This window comes from Pseudomonas sp. R62, from assembly GCF_000257605.1.
In the GTDB taxonomy this organism is placed as follows: domain Bacteria; phylum Pseudomonadota; class Gammaproteobacteria; order Pseudomonadales; family Pseudomonadaceae; genus Aquipseudomonas; species Aquipseudomonas atacamensis.
The window spans coordinates 1,074,470-1,077,600 of sequence record NZ_JH635998.1 but is presented as its reverse complement, the minus strand read 5'-3'; the positions used below and the strand labels follow the sequence as shown (position 1 = coordinate 1,077,600).

Genomic DNA, 3,131 nt, shown 5'->3' with positions numbered 1-3,131 from the left:
AATTGTTCGGCGCTGAAATACAGGTGCGCCAGACGGATATCGCCATTGATCACCCAGCCCGATTCATGATCGGCCGGCAGGATGCACAGCTTGTCCGGCCCGCCCTTGCGGCCCGGCTGGCCACGACGGAATGTGCCGGTGCCGCCGGCGACGTAGCACGACAGCGTGTGATGACTTGGCGCTTCGTATTCCTGGGCATCGTGGTGGTTGGTCCACAAGGCCGCAGACATGCCGTCACCGAGCTCGGCGCTGTGCACAAGGCGTGCATTCGGCGAGCGGTTGAGGGCTTGAAAGACTTGCAGGGTATCGATAGCGGCCATGTTCGGTTCTCTCCAACGCCTTGCATCCTACTCCGTAGACGCCGCCCTGCCAGCCTGCCGCCAGACAAAAGCGCAAGATTGTGCAAGCGTCGAAGGCTGCCCGAGGCAGACACTCAAGGCCTGTTTAAGGAGTGTGTGCCATGAACCTGTCGTTGTACCTGCTGACCGTGCTGATCTGGGGCACCACCTGGATTGCCTTGAAATGGCAATTGGGCGTGGTCGAAATCCCGGTGTCGATTGTCTATCGCTTCGGCCTCGCCGCGTTCGTGTTGTTTGCGTTGTTGCTGCTCAGCCGACGCCTGCAACCGATGAACCGCCGAGGCCACTTGATCTGTGTGGCCCAAGGACTCTGTCTGTTCTGTGTGAACTTCATGTGCTTTCTGACGGCCAGCCAGTGGATACCCAGCGGTCTGGTGGCGGTGGTGTTTTCTACGGCAACGTTGTGGAACGCGCTGAATGCGCGGGTGTTCTTCGGCCAGCGCATTGCGCGCAATGTGTTGCTGGGCGGTGCGTTGGGGCTGTCAGGTCTGGGGCTGTTGTTCTGGCCGGAACTGGCCGGGCATCAGGCCAGCCCGCAAACCCTGCTCGGCCTTGGATTGGCGTTATGCGGCACCTTGTGTTTTTCCGCCGGCAATATGCTCTCGAGTCTGCAACAGAAAGCGGGATTGCGACCGCTGACCACCAACGCCTGGGGCATGGCGTACGGCGCGGCGATGCTGACGGTGTGGTGTCTGATCAAGGGCATACCCTTCGACATGGATTGGTCGCCGCGTTACGTCGGGGCACTGTTGTATCTGGTGATTCCCGGCTCGGTGATTGGCTTCACTGCGTACCTGACGCTGGTCGGGCGCATGGGCCCGGAGCGAGCGGCTTATTGCACGGTGCTGTTTCCGGTGGTTGCGTTGAATGTGTCGGCGTTTGCCGAAGGTTATCAATGGACCGCACCGGCGCTGGTCGGGCTGGTGTTGGTGATGCTGGGCAACGTGCTGGTGTTTCGTAAACCGAAAGTGCTGTTGTCTGCGGGTCAAGGGAAGTTGGCTTGATAAAGCGAGCGCTGGGTTTCAGCGCTCAACTTTCAAAGTGATGTAGATCATCACCGGAAAGATGAAGTCGACAATATGCCTCGCCCAGTCCTTGGCATTCCATGATAGCGAAGTGTCCATATCGAACCACTCGACACCTACAGTTTGTAGACAAACGTAATAAATGAAAATGGCGACCAATATGCCCATGATCGAAAACTTCTTGGCTTCATGGAATGCCGCTGGCGATGCATCGATGTAGCGATACAACTGGTAAGTACCGATCAGGCAAAGCACGGTATAGGTGACTTCCATGGTGATGATGAACCAGTAGATCCGGTGATGGATCATCGGCGAATCGATCGCGCGGTACATGATGTTTTCACTGGCGTTGGTGGTGTCCATGCTCAGGATATGTGCAACGTAAGTGTAGTTGGACTCATAGTCAGTGAAGTTATGAATCATCACCAGCAAGCCAAAGAAACTTATATAAGCCATCAAGATGACTTTGCTGTAACGAATGAGTTTGTCGGTGGTCAGGGTGTTCACGGGATTGGCTCTCCATGGCAATTAATCAATAAGTTGATAAGTTGCGAGAGCTTATATGGCAGTTACTGGGTCCGGCGTTTTTGTTCGGTTGCAAGTTATGTAAGGTGAAGGCCGGCGCAATGTTGCGCCGGCCTTTTTTTTCAGCCGCGCCAGACTTGCAGGTTGACCAGATCCTGCGGCCGTTCGCCGAGCAGGGCGCTGCGCAGGTTGGCCAGGGCGCGGTTGGCCATGGCTTCGCGGGTCTCGGTGGTGGCCGAGCCGATGTGCGGCAGGGTCACGGCGTTTTTCAACTGGAACAGCGGCGATTCGGCCAGCGGTTCTTTTTCATAGACGTCCAGTCCGGCGCCACGGATGCGGTTGTTTTGCAGGGCTTCGATCAGCGCTGGCTCGTCGACGACCGGGCCGCGCGAGATGTTGACCAGGATCGCACTCGGCTTCATCAGCGCCAGTTCGCGATGGCTGATCAGGTGACGGGTCTTGTCGCTCAGTGGCACTACCAGGCAGACAAAATCGGCTTCGGCCAGCAGCTCATCGAGGCTGCGGAACTGTGCGCCGAGTTCTTGTTCCAGTTCGGTCTTGCGGCTGTTGCCGCTGTAGATGATCGGCATGTTGAAGCCGAAGCGTCCGCGCCGGGCGACGGCGGCGCCAATGTTGCCCATGCCGACGATGCCGAGGGTCTTGCCGTGCACATCAGTGCCGAACAGCGGGGCGCCGACGCTGGCCTGCCATTGCCCGGCCTTGGTCCAGGCGTCGAGTTCGGCGACGCGGCGGGCGCTGCTCATGATCAGGGCGAAAGCGAGGTCGGCGGTGCTTTCGGTGAGCACGTCGGGGGTGTTGGTGAGCATGATCCCGCGTTCGTTGAAGTAGTCGAGGTCGTAGTTGTCGTAGCCGACCGAGACGCTCGAAACCACTTCGAGTTTTGTCGCGGTTTCCAGTTGTGCGCGGCCGAGTTTGCGGCCGACGCCGATGAGGCCGTGGGCGTGGGGCAGGGCTTCGTTGAACTGGGCGTTGATGTCACCGGTCTTGGGGTTGGGGACGATGACGTCGAATTCTTCTTGCAGGCGTTCGATCATGGGCGGGGTGATGCGGCTGAAGGCCAGGACTGTTTTTTTCATTGGGCTTGGGCTCGTCGGGGCTTGATTGCAAGCACGCTAACATTTTCTCGCTCGGGTTGTCTTGGCGGCCTCTGGGCCGACCATGCCTTGGTTTGTCTGGTGTGAATATCCGAAGGTTTCGGTGC

The 3,131-nt window shown here is 58.4% G+C and carries 3 protein-coding genes and 1 pseudogene; 1 reads left to right on the top strand and 3 read right to left on the bottom strand.

What is annotated here, in order from left to right:
* Positions 1-320: pseudogene (locus OQK_RS06295) on the bottom strand (AraC family transcriptional regulator); the annotation flags it as partial.
* Positions 321-460: 140 nt separating this feature from the next.
* Between OQK_RS06295 and OQK_RS06290 the strand changes: the two are divergent.
* Positions 461-1,363, top strand: coding sequence for a DMT family transporter (locus OQK_RS06290; protein WP_016771618.1), 903 nt, complete (start codon positions 461-463; stop codon positions 1,361-1,363).
* An 18-nt stretch (positions 1,364-1,381) separates the two neighbouring features.
* Here the strand turns inward: OQK_RS06290 and OQK_RS06285 are convergent, their stop codons facing one another.
* Positions 1,382-1,891, bottom strand: coding sequence for a DUF2165 domain-containing protein (locus OQK_RS06285; RefSeq protein WP_016771617.1), 510 nt, complete (start codon positions 1,889-1,891; stop codon positions 1,382-1,384).
* A gap of 140 nt (positions 1,892-2,031) precedes the next feature.
* The gene (locus tag OQK_RS06280) at positions 2,032-3,006 is read right to left on the bottom strand and encodes a 2-hydroxyacid dehydrogenase (RefSeq protein WP_016771616.1); all 975 of its coding nucleotides are present in this window, start codon (positions 3,004-3,006) and stop codon (positions 2,032-2,034) included.
* Positions 3,007-3,131 lie beyond the last annotated feature (125 nt).

Coding starts and splice junctions, on each gene's coding strand:
- OQK_RS06280 (WP_016771616.1), bottom strand. CDS start 3,006: ATGAAAAAAACAGTCCTGGCCTTCAGCCGCATCACCCCGCCCATGATC.
- OQK_RS06290 (WP_016771618.1), top strand. CDS start 461: ATGAACCTGTCGTTGTACCTGCTGACCGTGCTGATCTGGGGCACCACC.